The 13,204-nt window shown below is 73.2% G+C and carries 12 protein-coding genes; 3 read left to right on the top strand and 9 right to left on the bottom strand.

Going from position 1 to position 13,204, the window contains the following annotated elements; translation table 11 throughout:
• The first annotated feature begins 66 nt into the window (after window positions 1–66).
• From O9K63_RS15130 to O9K63_RS15120, 3 genes are all read left to right on the top strand, one after another.
• Window positions 67–1,290, top strand: a complete 1,224-nt coding sequence (locus tag O9K63_RS15130; RefSeq protein WP_277239174.1) for a PucR family transcriptional regulator — start codon at window positions 67–69, stop codon at window positions 1,288–1,290.
• Between the two features lie 214 nt (window positions 1,291–1,504).
• On the top strand, window positions 1,505–3,763 hold the full coding sequence (locus O9K63_RS15125; RefSeq protein ID WP_277239172.1) for a molybdopterin cofactor-binding domain-containing protein: 2,259 nt from the start codon (window positions 1,505–1,507) through the stop codon (window positions 3,761–3,763).
• Between the two features lie 10 nt (window positions 3,764–3,773).
• Window positions 3,774–4,250 (top strand): (2Fe-2S)-binding protein, encoded by a 477-nt coding sequence (locus O9K63_RS15120; RefSeq protein WP_277239170.1) that lies wholly within the window; start codon window positions 3,774–3,776, stop codon window positions 4,248–4,250.
• Between the two features lie 129 nt (window positions 4,251–4,379).
• Here the strand turns inward: O9K63_RS15120 and htpX are convergent, their stop codons facing one another.
• Genes htpX through O9K63_RS15075 form a run of 9 tightly spaced genes read right to left on the bottom strand, consistent with a single transcriptional unit; the run spans window position 4,380 to window position 13,204 of the window.
• Window positions 4,380–5,234 (bottom strand): zinc metalloprotease HtpX, encoded by an 855-nt coding sequence (htpX, locus tag O9K63_RS15115; protein ID WP_277239168.1) that lies wholly within the window; start codon window positions 5,232–5,234, stop codon window positions 4,380–4,382.
• Between the two features lie 24 nt (window positions 5,235–5,258).
• On the bottom strand, window positions 5,259–6,845 hold the full coding sequence (locus tag O9K63_RS15110; RefSeq protein WP_277239166.1) for a proton-conducting transporter membrane subunit: 1,587 nt from the start codon (window positions 6,843–6,845) through the stop codon (window positions 5,259–5,261).
• Window positions 6,842–8,437 (bottom strand): complex I subunit 4 family protein, encoded by a 1,596-nt coding sequence (locus O9K63_RS15105; RefSeq protein WP_277239165.1) that lies wholly within the window; start codon window positions 8,435–8,437, stop codon window positions 6,842–6,844. The genes O9K63_RS15110 and O9K63_RS15105 overlap by 4 nt, the downstream gene beginning before the upstream one ends.
• Window positions 8,434–10,302: an NADH-quinone oxidoreductase subunit 5 family protein gene (locus tag O9K63_RS15100; protein WP_277239164.1), complete on the bottom strand. Its 1,869-nt coding sequence runs from the start codon at window positions 10,300–10,302 to the stop codon at window positions 8,434–8,436. Before O9K63_RS15100 ends, O9K63_RS15105 begins: the two co-directional genes overlap by 4 nt.
• Window positions 10,299–10,598, bottom strand: a complete 300-nt coding sequence (nuoK, locus tag O9K63_RS15095; RefSeq protein WP_277239163.1) for an NADH-quinone oxidoreductase subunit NuoK — start codon at window positions 10,596–10,598, stop codon at window positions 10,299–10,301. Before nuoK ends, O9K63_RS15100 begins: the two co-directional genes overlap by 4 nt.
• Window positions 10,595–11,107: an NADH-quinone oxidoreductase subunit J family protein gene (locus O9K63_RS15090; RefSeq protein WP_277239160.1), complete on the bottom strand. Its 513-nt coding sequence runs from the start codon at window positions 11,105–11,107 to the stop codon at window positions 10,595–10,597. Before O9K63_RS15090 ends, nuoK begins: the two co-directional genes overlap by 4 nt.
• Window positions 11,104–11,700: a NuoI/complex I 23 kDa subunit family protein gene (locus tag O9K63_RS15085; RefSeq protein ID WP_431190332.1), complete on the bottom strand. Its 597-nt coding sequence runs from the start codon at window positions 11,698–11,700 to the stop codon at window positions 11,104–11,106. The genes O9K63_RS15090 and O9K63_RS15085 overlap by 4 nt, the downstream gene beginning before the upstream one ends.
• The gene (nuoH, locus tag O9K63_RS15080) at window positions 11,697–12,653 is read right to left on the bottom strand and encodes an NADH-quinone oxidoreductase subunit NuoH (protein WP_277239158.1); all 957 of its coding nucleotides are present in this window, start codon (window positions 12,651–12,653) and stop codon (window positions 11,697–11,699) included. The genes O9K63_RS15085 and nuoH overlap by 4 nt, the downstream gene beginning before the upstream one ends.
• On the bottom strand, window positions 12,650–13,204 hold the full coding sequence (locus O9K63_RS15075) for an NADH-quinone oxidoreductase subunit C (RefSeq protein WP_277239156.1): 555 nt from the start codon (window positions 13,202–13,204) through the stop codon (window positions 12,650–12,652). The genes nuoH and O9K63_RS15075 overlap by 4 nt, the downstream gene beginning before the upstream one ends.

Raw genomic sequence — 13,204 nt, 5'->3', positions numbered from 1 at the left:
TGTCACCCAGCGGCCTACACTGACCGCCCTGCGACGACGCGGACGACAGTGGTGGACGGAGACGCGATGAGCACCGAGGCCCGGGCCCCCGGCCTGCTGCCACTGCTGCTCGCGCGCGCCCGCGCCGAACGGGTGGAGCCGATCACCCGACGCCTCGTCGCCTCTATCGCCCGGGAGAACGCCGCCTACGACACGAGCCGCGTGGTCCCCGACGACGACCTGTGGCGCTCCTGCTTCGACAACGTCGAGCGCGTGCTCGACATGCTCGTCCTGGCAGTGCTTCCCGATGGCCGCCTCACCTCCGTCGAGGACATGGAGCACCTCTTCGACGCCGCCCGGGCAACCGGTCAACGACGGGCCGAGCAGGGACTGCCCCTCGACGACGTGCTGCGCTCCTTTCGCATCGGCGGACGGCTGATCTGGGAGGACCTCGTCGAGCGCGCCGACCCACCGCTCGACCCGGAGAGTTTCCGGGACCTGGGCGTGTGGCTCTGGGCCAGTGTCGACAAGTCCTCCGCCGAGGTCGCCCGCTCATACCGCCAGACCGAGCACGGCCTCCTGCGCGCCGACGCCCAACGGATGGCGGCGCTATGGGAAGGCCTGCTCAGTGGCCGGGCCCGGGAGCAGGCCTTCGCCCAGGAAGCCGCCCGGAGCATGGACCTTCCCGCCGATGCCCCACTCCTCCTGCTGCTCCTGCGCGACACCACTCTGGAGGACGCGGCCGAAGCCGTGAGTACCGTCATGCACTCTCACGAACCGAGGACGGCCTGGCAGGCCCGGTCCGGTGGGGACGTCATCGGCCTGCTCGTTCCCCCCGACGGGACGGACCACCGGTCACTGATCGCCGCACTGGGCGAGCTGACCGGGCTGGACGGTGGTGTCTCCGGCCTGTGCCGGGGCCTCGCCGAAGTCGATCGGGCCTTCGAGCAGGCGCGGGTGGCTACCGAGGGGCGCGGCGCGGAAGCAGGCATCCTCTCCTACGACCAACGCCTCGTGCCCGCCCTGCTCCTGAACTCCCCACACATCGCCCGGCAGCTCGTGGACCACTGGCTCGGCCCCCTTCTCGCCCTACCCGGGGCCGAAGGCGCCGAGTTGCTCGACACCCTCGACGCCTGGGCGAGCGCCGGTGGATCCACCAGTCGCGCGGCCGCACAACTGCCCTGCCACCGCAACACCGTGCTCAACCGACTGGCGCGGGTCTCCGCCCTCACCGGCCACCACCTCGCGGATGATCCGCCGCCGACGGGTCTGGCTCTGGCGCTGCAAGCCCGCGCGCTCGGTCTCGGCTGAGCCCTCCCCGCGGGAGCAGGCCCCGCCGGTTGTGCGAAATGCACAGAGTCGCCGTGCTGAACGTGGGCGGCGTCGCGTCGCGGCAGCATCTCCCGTGGGGTCTACTGGCAGGGCACCCACGCCACCGCCGTCGACCCGGGAGCCGAAGATGACCGAAGTCCACCCCACGAGCCCAAGTGAGCCACCCGCTCCCGGGCCGAGCCGTCGTTCCTTCATGGGGTACGTCATCGCCGGCGCGACGCTCGCGACGGCCGCTGACATGGCCCTGGGCAGCGAGTCGGCCGAGGCCGTCGTCCCCACCCCGCCGCAGCCGCCCGAGATCATGGACCTCAACGACCTGCTCACCATGGCGGCCCAGCCCACGGCGAATCTCATCACCGTCAGGATCGACGAGGACGGCCGGGCATCCTTCGCGCTGCCGCGTGCCGAGGTCGGCCAGGGCATCGTCACCTCCACCGCGATGATGATCGCCGAGGAGCTGGACCTGCCGGTGGACAGGATCGACGTCACCCTGGCCAAGGCCCGCCCCGAGTTGGCGTTCAACCAGCTGACCGGTGGCTCGAACACGACGATCTCCACCTACACCCCGATCCGGGTCGCCGCGGCCCTGGCCAGGCAGCGCCTGCTGGAGGCCGCCGCGATCGTCCTCGGCGACACCGTCGACGCGCTGACGGCCAAGGACGGCCTCATCACCGACAGCACCGGCCAGAGCATCGGCTACGGCGAGCTGTCTGCCAGGGCCGCTGCCGGCGAGACGGTCACCGCCGAGGTCACGCTGAAGGACCGCGCCGACCACACGGTCATCGGCACCCCGCAGCGCCGCACCGATGCCCGTGCCGCGGTGACCGGCGCCAAGGTCTTCGCGATGGACCTCGAGGTGCCCGACGCCCTCCCGACGATGGTCTGCCGCCCGCCGACGCACAACGGTGCCCCGGTCCGCCTGCGCAACCAGGCCGCGATCACGGCGATGCCCGGCGTCACCGACGTCGCGATGGTCCCGACGGGGGTCGCGGTGCGCGCCAGGACCTTCGGCCAGTGCATCGACGCCATCATCGAGATGGACGTGGAGTGGGAAGGGGGCGAGCTGGCGAGCGAGGACGACGCCTCGATCCTGGCGAACCTCAGGAAGGCCGAGGTGCCGATGGCGGTGCCGGAGGTGCCGCTGCTCGCCAAGCAGGTGGACGCAGAGTTCACCTTCCGCTTCCGCAGCAACTCCTCGCTCGAGCCCAACTGCGCCATCGCCGACGTGCGGTCCGGCTCGGCGAGGATCTGGGGCTCGATGAAGTCCCCAGTCGTCGCCCAGGAGGACATCGCCGCCGAGCTCGGCCTGCCCGTCTCCGCAGTGACGGTCGAGGTCACCCAGGGTGGCGGGTCCTTCGGCCGCAAGCTCTTCCACGACGCGGCGCTCGAGGCGTCCCGGATCTCCCGGGCGATGGGCAAGCCGGTGAAGCTGATGTGGCACCGGGCCGACGAGCCGCGCCAGGGCAGGCTGCACCCGATGTGCACCTCCCGGGTGCGGGCCACCCACCTGCTGGGCGAGGTGCTTTCCTTCGAGCAGCGGCACACGAGCGTCAAGACCGACTTCGGTCACGGGCTGGGCGAGATCATCACCGCGGAGGCCGCGAAGCTGCCCGTCGGTGACATGTCCTTCTCCCAGACGATCTTCGCCCTCACCCAGGAGATCCCGTACAACTTCGGCGCCGTCACCCAGCTGCTCAACGAGACCGACGACCGCTTCAACACCGGCAGCATGCGCAACATCTACTCACCCGACGTTCGCGTGGCGAACGAGCTGGTCGTCGACGAACTGGCCCGCAGGATGCGCAAGGACCCGGTCGCCTTCCGCCGCTCCTTCCTGCGCAACGAGCGGGCCAGGGCCGCGCTGGACCGGGTCGCCGAGGTCGGTGAGTGGGGCCGGGACCTCCCCGAGGGCATCACCCAGGGCGTGGCGATCCACAAGGAGTACAAGGGCGTCACCGCGTGCCTCGTCGAGCTCGACATGCGACCCGAGACGGTCAACCGCGAGATCCGGGCGGCCGTCACGGGTCCGCGGGTGACCAAGGTCGTCTTCGCCGTCGACGCCGGCCTGGTCATCAACCCGACCGGGCTCGACGCGCAGATGCTCGGCGGCGTCATGGACGGCATCGCGCTCGCGCTCACCTCCAGCTGCCACTTCGACGAGGGCCACTTCCTCGAGGCCAGCTGGGACAACTACTTCTACACCCGCCAGTGGAACGCCCCGCCGGAGCTGCGCGTGGAGATCATGCCCTCCGACGAGGGCCAGCCCGGCGGTGCCGGCGAGGCCGGGGTCGCGGCCAGCTTCGCCGCCATCGCCTGCGCGTACGCGCGCGCCACGGGAGCGATGCCCACCGAGTTCCCGATCAACCACGCCGACCCGCTCGCCTTCGAGCCGAAGCCCTTCGTGCCCGCGGTCCCGCAGTCGCCGACCAACGGCCTGAACTTCACCTACTGAGGAGCCTGCCATGTCCAGTCACACCTTCGTCCTCAACGGCGAGAAGGTCACGGTCGACGTCGAGCCGGGCGTGCGCCTGCTCTGGGTCCTGCGCGACGTCCTCGGCGTCACCGGCCCGAAGTACGGGTGCGGGATCAATGTCTGCAAGGCGTGCACCTCGCACGTCAACGGCAAGGCCTTCAATCCGTGCTCCGTCCCGGTCGACCAGATCTCCGCCGACGACGAGATCACCACCATCGAGGGCCTGGCCGACACCGTCGATGGTGACCTGCACCCGATGCAGGAGGCGTGGATCGAGCACGACGTCGCCCAGTGCGGCTACTGCCAGCCCGGCCAGATCATGGCCGCGGTCGCCCTCGTGCGCAAGGTCCGTCGGGAGGGCCGCGCGATCAGCGAGGCCGACCTCGACGGCATCCGCAACATCTGCCGCTGCGGCACCTACACCCGCATCCGGGAGGCCATCCGCACGGGCGAGCAGCAGATGTGACGGTTTACCGCCCGACCCCCGCAAGAGCCGAAGCAGTTGCGAAGGGCGGGCCGGCCCCCGCAAGAGCCCAAGCAGTTGCGAGGGGTGGGCCGGCCCTCCGCAGGAGCCCAAGCGGCTGCGAAGGGAGGGTCAGCGCAGCCCCTGCGGCCCGCGGGCCATCGCCTCGAGGCGCTCGATCCGCTGGTCCATCGGCGGGTGGGTGGAGAAGAACTTCGAGACGTCCGCGGCCCTGAACGGGTTGGCGATCATCATGTGGCTCGTGTTCTGCAGCTGCGGCGTGGGCTGCAGCGGCGCCCTGGCGACCCCGTGCTGGAGCTTGTTCAGCGCCGAGGCGAGCGCCAGCGGGTCACCGGTGAGCGCGGCGCCGTCCTCGTCGGCGTCGTACTCGCGGGTGCGGCTGATCGCCATCTGGATGACCATCGCGGCCACCGGGGCGAGCAGCGCCACGGCGATGGCGGCGATCGGGTTGCGGTCGCGGCCGCCGAACCACAGGCCGATCGAGGCGACCGAGGAGATGACACCGGCGATGGCGCCCGCGACCGAGCTGGTGAGGATGTCGCGGTTGTACACGTGCATCAGCTCGTGGCCGAGGACGCCGCGCAGCTCGCGCTCGTCGAGCAGCTCGAGGATCCCCTCGGTGCAGCACACGGCGGCGTGCTCGGGGTTGCGGCCGGTGGCGAAGGCATTCGGCGCCCGCGTCGGCGAGACGTACAGGCGCGGCATCGGCTGGTTCGCCTTCTGGCTCAGCTCCTGCACGATCCGGTACATCGCGGGGAACTGCATCGGGTCGGCCGGCTGGGCGCGCATGGCCTTGATCGCCAACTTGTCGGAGTTCCAGTACGAGTACGCGGTCATCCCCACGCCGACGAGGCCGAAGAGCCACATGTACATGCTGCCGCCGAGGGCGTAGCCCACGAGCAGCAGCAGCGTGAAGATCCCGCCGAAGAGGGCTGCTGTCTTCAGCCCGTTGAAGTGGTTGTGCATGTCAGTCCCAACGCCGAAGGAGGGTCATCTCGTTCCCGCGCCCAGCAGCAGCACCGGCAGGACCGTGGCGGTCAGCAGCACGAGGCCGGCGACGGCGGCGACGCCCGTGCCGGTCCGCGTGACGGCCTCCGGCTCGCGCGGGGTCCGCTCGGGCAGGAGCACCAGCGCCAGCCAGCGCAGGTAGACGGCGAAGCCGAGGGCTGCGGCGAGGACGGCCGGCAGGGCGATCCACCACAGCCCGGCGTCCGCGAGGGGGCGCAGCGCGACGAACTTCGCGAGCAGGCCGGCGACCCCGGGCGGCAGGCCGGCGAGGGTGAGCAGCCCCATCCCGAGGAGGGCGGCGTGGACGGGGCGGCGCCGCAGCAGCCCGCGGTCGTCCGCGAGCGTGCGGCCGCCGTCGGGTGAGAGGTCGGCGACGACGGCGAGGACGGTGGTGACGGCGACGACGTAGACCGCCAGGTAGCCGATGGCCGCGTCGGTGTCGCCCGCCGCGAGCGGGGCGACCACCCAGCCGCCCTGGGTGACCGCGGACCAGGCGATGAGGCGAAGGGGGTCACTCGCCCGCAGCGCGAGGAGGGCACCGACGAGCATGGAGGACACGGCCAGCACCCCGATCACCGGGACGAGGTCGGGCAGGACGCCGGCGGCGCCCTCCATGACGGCGATGAGTGCCCCCACGGCCGCGATCGCGGAGACGCTCGCGAGGAGCATCGTCACGACGGCGCCGGCGCGCGGGTAGGTGGCCGGCGTCCACGCGTGGAAGGGCACCAGGGAGAGCTTGAAGGCGACGGACGCGAGCAGCAGCACCAGCGCGAGGGTGAGCACGGCACGGGTCCCGTCCTCCTGCCACGCCGACCAGGCCGCCCCTCCCCCGAGACGGATGCTGCCGGTGGCGGTGGCCCAGAGCCCGGCGCCGACGACGGCCACGCCGAAGGAGCTGATCGAGGTCATGATCAGCTGCATCGCACCGCTGTCCCGGGCGCCGCCGCGCAGCACGGCCAGCGCGACCACCGGGAGCGTGGCCAGCTCCAGGCCGACGAGCCATGTGCCGAGGTCGTGGGCGACGGCCACGGTGGTCGCACCGGTGACGGTCGCCAGCAGCAGCGCGGTCTCGACCCCGACGTCCGCCTCGGGAGTCCCTTCGAGGCTCCTTCGTCGCACCTCAGGGACCGGCGGTTGAGGTGTGAGGCCGCGAGCCACACCCGGTGGTTGAGGCGTGAGGCCGCCCCGCGGCCGAGCCTCGAAACCACCCAGCAGCGCGAGCACGGCCAGCCCGGCGGCCGCGGCCAGCGCCTGCAGGAGCGCACCCGACGGCCCGACCTGCAGCAGGCAGTGACCGACCTCGCTCCCCTCGGGGGCGGCCAGCCGGAGGGCCGGGTCGCCGGGCAGGCAGACCGTGCCCAGATCCCCCTCGCTCACGGACCGCAGGCGAAGGGAGATCGCCGCACCGAGTCCCAGGAGCAGGGCGAGCGCCCCGACAACCAGGGCCGGGGTGCGTCGGTGCGGCCGGAGGGCGTCCATGGCGAGGACGAGCACGGCGCCGATCGCCGGGGCGAGGACGGGGCCGGCGACCAGGACGTCGATCTGCGGGGGCGCGGCGCTCGGCGTCATCGGGTCACCACCGCGGTCAGGGCGGGCTCGGTGACGACGAGCACGAGCACCGGCGCGACACCGAGGACGAGGACGGCGAGGGCGAGGGCGAGGCCGGGGACTGTCTCGGCCCGGCCGAGCTCGCCGCTACGGCCCACTCCGGCAATCTCCGACGCGGCGACGGGCATCGTCCGGGTGTCCGCGGTCCCGCCCGCGTCAGTGTCGGCTTCCGTGTCGGGGTCCGGCGCGGGCCCGGCGTCGGGACCCGTGTCGGGCGGCGCGTCGAGGTACCCCTCGCCGAGCCAGACGAGGCGGGCCACCCGCAGGGCATAGGCGGCGGCCAGCACCGCGCCGGCCGCGGCCACCGCGGCGCAGGCGGCGAAGAGGGCGGCGGACCTCCCTTCGCCCGGGTCGAGGGCCGCGATGATCGCGGGGAACTCCCCCCAGAAGCCGGCGAGACCGGGCAGGCCGAGACCGGCGGCCAGACCGGTGAGCAGCAGCAGTCCGGTCACGGGTGCGTGGTCGCGCAGGGCCGGTCGCGGGATGTCCAGGTCGTCGCCGCCCCAGCGGTGCTTCAGCCCCCCGACGACGAGGAAGAGCAGCGCGGAGATCAGGCCGTGGGCGAGGTTGCCGTACAGCGCGGCGGTCACGCCGGTCGCCGTCCCGGTGGCCAGGGCGAGGGCGACGAAGCCCATGTGCGCGATCGAGGACCAGGCGATGAGGCGCTTCAGCTCGCGCTCGACGAGGCAGACGAGCCCACCCCAGATGATGCCGATGACACCGCAGACCGCGAGGGCGGGCGCGATGCGCGCGAAGCCGTCGGGCACGGTGGCCAGCGGCAGCCGGACCAACCCGTAGGTGCCCATCTTCAGCAGCACGGCCGCGAGCAGCATCGAGCCCGCGGTCGGTGCGGTGGTGTGGGCCAGCGGCAGCCACGAGTGCAGTGGCCACACCGGGACCTTGACCGCCAGACCGAGCGTGAGCAGCACGGCGATGACCAGCTGGGTGCCGGCGTCGAGCCCGTCGCCCCGGGCGGCGCCGAGGGCGGCGAGGTCGGCGGTGCCGGCCCGGGCGACGAGCAGCAGCACCCCCAGGAGCATGAGCGTGGAGCCGGTCCCGGTGTAGATGACGAAGCGCGCGCCCGCCTCGCGCCGGGCCTGCGGGTCACGGTCGTCGCCGAACCGGGTGATGAGCACCCACATCGGGACGAGCACGAGCTCGAACGCGATGACGAAGAGGAGGGCGTCCCTGGCGGCGAAGGTGGCCACCGCCCCGCCGAGGGTGAGCAGGAGGCAGCCGACGAAGGTCGCCCCGCTGCCGCCGCGGGGACGCTCGGCAAGGAGGGTCGTGCAGGCAGCCGCCGTGACCAGGGCCGCCAGGACGGCCAGCGGGCCGCTGATCCCGTCCAGCCCGAGGTGCAGCCGCAGGTCGAGCGCCGGCAGCCACGCGATGTCGACGACCGCGTCGGTGGCCCAGGCGGCGCCGACGAGCACGAGCGTCACCAGGGAGGCGGCGATGCCGGCACGGGCCGCGGTGCGCCCGGACATCTCGGTCCCCCCGCCGAGCAGGACGACTCCGGCGAGCAGCGGCAGCGCGCAGGCGAGGCCGATCACGGGGCCCCCCGCAGGGCGAGCACGCCGAGACCGACGACGAGGAGGACGCCGACCCCCAGCAGGGCGAGGCCCGTCGTGGGGCGGGAGCGGGCATGGGCCCGCGTGCCGGCCTCGCCCACGCCGAGCGCAGCCGAGGCAGCAGCGCGCACGTAGCTGTCGATGACCTCCCGGTCGAGGAAGGCGACGAACCGCGCGAGGGCCAGGACCGGGCGCACGACGACCAGCTCCTGCAGTCGCCGGACGTGCAGCCCCTGCCCCACGAGTGCGCCGGGACGCCCCTCGACGAGTCGGCTCTGCAGACCGGTGGCGTCGAGCAGGTAACCGACCGCGATGCCGAGGAGGACGAGCGCGAGGATGCCGATGAAGAGCAGGAGGGGAACCTCCCCCGCCCGCGGCAGGCGCACGCCGAGCGCGATCCCGCCGAGGATGCTGGCGACACCGAGGACGACGAGGATGCCGGCGACGGCGCCGGGCATCACCGCCCGGGCGCGGACGGCGCGCGGGCCGACCCTCCCTTCGTCCCGCACGGCCACGAGCAACGCCCGGGTGGCGTACGCGGCGGTGACCACGGCGGTCACGAGCAGGCTGGCCAGGACGAGGCCGGCCACCCCGGCGCGGGAGTCGGAGTCCTGCGCGACCGCGGCGATGACGTGCTCCTTGGTGACGCCGCCGAGCACGAGCGGGACCCCCGCGAGGGAGAGGAGTCCGGCACCCCACGCGAAGAGCGCCACGGGGTGCGTGCGGGCGGTGCCGAGGAGCGTCTCCCAGCGGGTCGAGCCGCCGGTCACGGCGAGCCAGCCGATGGTCAGGAAGAGCAGGGCCTTGAAGATCGCGTGCCCGTAGAGGTGACCCAGGGCGCTGCCGACCGCGGGTCCGGTACCGGCGGCGGCGAGCGGGGCCAGCATGACCCCGATCTGGCTGATCGTCGACCAGGCGAGCAGGCGCTTCAGGTCCGGCTCGACGAGGGCGAGGAGCGCGGCGAGGAGCATGGTCACCGCGACGGAGACGCCCAGGACCGTGCGCGCCGCGTCGGCCTGCACGAGCACCGGGAAGAGCTGCCCCAGCACGACCGTGCCGGCGGCGACCATCGTCGCGGCGTGGATCAGGGCGGAGGCCGGCGTCGGACCCTCCATCGCGTCGAGCAGCCAGTCGTGGAAGGGCAGCTGCGCCGACTTGCCCAGGACCCCGATGACGACGAGGACCAGGGCGGTCGAGCGCAGCGCCGGGTCGCCCGCGGAGGTCCAGTGCTCGATGGCCTCGGCCCGCCCGGTGGTGCCGGCTCCGGCGATGAGCACCGCCATGCCGAGGAGGAGCCCGACGTCGGCGAGGCGGGTGACCATGAAGGCGGTGTGCGCCGCGCGGCGGGGTGCCGGCCGCCGCGACCAGTGGCCGATGAGCAGGTAGGAGCACCAGCCCATGACCTCCCAGCCGACGACCGTCAGGACGAGGTCCGAGGAGAGGACGACGAGGGTCATCGCCCCGGCGAAGAGCGCGATGGTCGCGTGGAAGACCCCGCGGCGGTCGTCGTCGGCCAGGAACCACGCCGAGTACGTCTGCACGGCCGCGACGACGAGGGAGACCGTCAGGACGAGGAAGGCGCTGGTGCTCGACAGCCCGAGGGCGAGGGGCAGGTCCACCCCGCCGACCACCAGGTCACCGCCGGTGGCTCGGCGGTCGGCGAAGGGGTCCCCGGCCGCCCCGGCACCGGCGCCGGCGAGCGCCACGACCGAGACGACGAGGGAGGCGACGGACCCGAGGATCGCGAGCATGCCGGCGAGGACGGCGTGCCGCGCCAGCCCGAGGACGAGGGCGGCCGTGCCCGCGGGGAGGAGGACGAGGATCGTCGCGGTCGTCGTGCCCGTCACGCTGCGTCCTCGGCCAGGTCGATGGTGCCGCGACGCCGGTAGGCGGCGACGATGACGGCCAGGGCGATGACCACCTCGGCGGCCGCGATGGTGATGACGAAGAGCGTGAGCACCTGGCCGGACCAGGCCTCGTCACGTCCGAGCGCCCCGGCGGTGACGAGCAGCAGGCTGCCCCCGGCGATGAGCAGCTCGGTGCCGACGAGGACCAGGACGGCGTTGCGCCGGGCGAGGATCCCGTAGAGCCCCAGGCCCACGAGGACGCTGGCGAGCAGGTACGGACCGGCGGCGTGGATCATCGCGGCTCCTCCCCCTTCGCCCCGGTCAGGCCGGACACCGCGAAGGCTCCGACGAGCGCGGCCAGGAGCAGCAGCGAGAGCAGCTCGAAGGGCCACACCCAGGTGGAGAAGATCTGCCGCCCGAGCTCGGCGGTGCCCCCGGGCCGCACCTCCACGCGGGCGGCCGTCGGCAGCAGGACCGCGGCGATGAGCCCGGCGGTCCCCGCGCCGACGAGGGCCGCGAGCGCGCGGTGCCCACGCGAGGTGGAGTGCTCCGCCCGCCGGCCGATCGGTGCCCGGGTGAGCATGAGCGCGACGATCACGAGGACGACCACGGCCCCGACGTACACGAGGACCTGGATCAGGGCGACGAGCTCCGCGCCGAGGACGAGGTAGCAGCCGGCGAGGCCGAGGAGCGCGACGACGAGCCACAGGGCGGAGTGGACGACCTGGCGTGTCGTGACCGCGATCGCACCTGCGGCGGCGGTGATGAGACCGGTGGCGGCGAAGGCGAGATCGAGACCCGTCATCGGCGCCCTCTGCGCGTCGGCTTGTTGGCTGCCGTCACCTCCGGCGGGTCCGCGGCGGCGGGGTCGAGCTCGGGCGGGGCCGGGACCTCCTCGGCCCACTGCCCGAGCCGGTCCTTCTCGTGGAGCATGTCGCGGATGTCGGTCTCGGCGTACTCGAACTGCGGGCTCCAGAAGAGGGCGTCGAAGGGGCACACCTCGACGCAGATGCCGCAGTACATGCACAGCGAGAAGTCGATGGCGAAGCGGTCGAGGACGTTGCGCTGGCGGGTGCGCCCACCCTCCTTCGGCGGCGGGACCTCCTCCTTGTGCGAGTCGATGTAGATGCACCAGTCCGGGCACTCGCGGGCGCAGAGCATGCACGAGGTGCAGTTGCTCTCGATGAGTGCGATGACGCCGCGCGAGCGCGCCGGCAGCTCGGGCGCGACGTCCGGGTACTCCGCGGTGTGCGGCCGGCTGACCAGCTGTTTCGCGGTCGCGGCCATCCCCGAGACCAGCCCCGGGACGAAACCGGTCCCGCCGTCCCGCCGGCCGGCACCGGCCGCCCGACCGCGGGTCGGCTCCGGCGTGCTGTCAGCGTGCTCGTGCCGGGTCATCCGACGATCACCACCCCTACGGCTGTCAGTGCGAGCTGGGCGAGGGCCAGCGGGACGAGGACCGTCCACGCCAGGCGCTGGAGCTGGTCCTCGCGCAGCCGCGGCCACGAGACCCGCATCCAGATGATGAGGAGGACGACGAGCGACCCCTTGGCCAGGGTCCACAGCCAGCCGAGCTGCTCGGCCAGGGGGCCCTGCCACCCGCCGAGCCAGAGGATGCCGAAGAGCAGCCCCATGACGACCATGCCGGCGTACTCGGCGAGCATGAAGAAGGCGAAGCGCAGCCCGGTGTACTCCGTCAGCGGGCCCATGACGACCTCGCTGTCGGCGATCGGTGCGTCGAAGGGGGGTCGCTGCAGCTCCGCGGTCGCGGCCACGAGGAAGACCACCGCGCCGGGCAGCTGCCAGAGCAGCCACCACGGGGACCACGCCGCGATGACACCGGCGAGCGACAGGGTCCCGGCGGCCATGGCGATCGAGGCGACGGACAGCACGAGCGGCAGCTCGTAGGCGAGCAGCTGCGCGGCAGCGCGCATCCCGCCGATGAGGGCGTACTTGTTCGCGCTGGCCCACCCGGCCACGAGGGCGCCGAGGACACCGACCCCGATGACGGCGAGGACGAGCAGCAGGCTCGCCGGGACCTCCGCCGCGGCGACGCCGGGGTGGATCGGCAGCAGGGCCATGGCCACGACGTAGGGGACGAGCGCGATCGCCGGGGCGAGGCGGAAGATGCGCTGGTCGGCCGCAGCGGGGGTGATGTCCTCCTTCTGGACGAACTTCACCCCGTCGGCGAGGAGCTGTGCCCAGCCGTGGAAGCCGCCGGCGTACATCGGGCCGAGCCGGCCCTGCATGTGGGCCATGACCTTGTGCTCCGTCTGCCCCGCGACCAGGGGCAGGACGAGCACGGCCGCGAGCGCGGCGAGGGAGCGCAGGGTGATCTCGAGCAGGCTCACGGCTCGTCCCCCTTCGCGGGTCGGGGACCCCACTCCGGGCCGGGGACGCCGGGGGCGGACACGCGGCGACGGCTCGGCGACTTCCTCGTCGTGCTCGAGTGACCCTCACCGGGCTCCTTGCCGCCGGGCCACGGCTTGGTCGCCCGGGCGGCGAGGACGAAGGACTTGCGCAGCGGCGTGCCCTCGAAACCGTCGGGCAGCAGCAGCGGGCGCATGCCCAGCCCGGTGCCGTCGTCGAAGCCGGTGAACTCCTGGCCGAACATCTCGTGCGTCTCGCGCTCGTGCCACGCCGCCCCGGCGAAGAGGCCGGTCAGGCTGGCCAGCGGGACGCCGAGCGGCACGCGGGTGCGCAGCAGCAGCGTGCGCAGGTCCCGCTCCGGGCCCGGGTGCGGGTCGAGCAGGTGGCAGACGACGTCGAGGCCGGGGTCCTCCTCGCGGTCGCTCTCGTCGACCGCGGACAGCCAGTCGAAGAAGGTGTACCCCCGCTCCCGCGCGGCGCGCACCTCCCCGAGCCACTCCCCGAGGGCGACGGTGAGCTTCTCCTGGGGCAC

Source organism: Janibacter cremeus, assembly GCF_029395675.1.
GTDB classification, from domain to species: Bacteria; Actinomycetota; Actinomycetes; order Actinomycetales; family Dermatophilaceae; genus Janibacter; species Janibacter cremeus_A.
The sequence above is the reverse complement of the archived record's forward strand: the minus strand, read 5'-3'. Positions and strand labels throughout refer to the sequence as shown.

Coding starts and splice junctions, on each gene's coding strand:
- O9K63_RS15130 (WP_277239174.1), top strand. CDS start 67: ATGAGCACCGAGGCCCGGGCCCCCGGCCTGCTGCCACTGCTGCTCGCG.
- O9K63_RS15125 (WP_277239172.1), top strand. CDS start 1,505: ATGGGGTACGTCATCGCCGGCGCGACGCTCGCGACGGCCGCTGACATG.
- O9K63_RS15120 (WP_277239170.1), top strand. CDS start 3,774: ATGTCCAGTCACACCTTCGTCCTCAACGGCGAGAAGGTCACGGTCGAC.
- htpX (WP_277239168.1), bottom strand. CDS start 5,234: ATGCACAACCACTTCAACGGGCTGAAGACAGCAGCCCTCTTCGGCGGG.
- O9K63_RS15110 (WP_277239166.1), bottom strand. CDS start 6,845: ATGACGCCGAGCGCCGCGCCCCCGCAGATCGACGTCCTGGTCGCCGGC.
- nuoK (WP_277239163.1), bottom strand. CDS start 10,598: ATGATCCACGCCGCCGGTCCGTACCTGCTCGCCAGCGTCCTCGTGGGC.
- O9K63_RS15090 (WP_277239160.1), bottom strand. CDS start 11,107: ATGACGGGTCTCGATCTCGCCTTCGCCGCCACCGGTCTCATCACCGCC.
- O9K63_RS15085 (WP_431190332.1), bottom strand. CDS start 11,700: ATGACCCGGCACGAGCACGCTGACAGCACGCCGGAGCCGACCCGCGGT.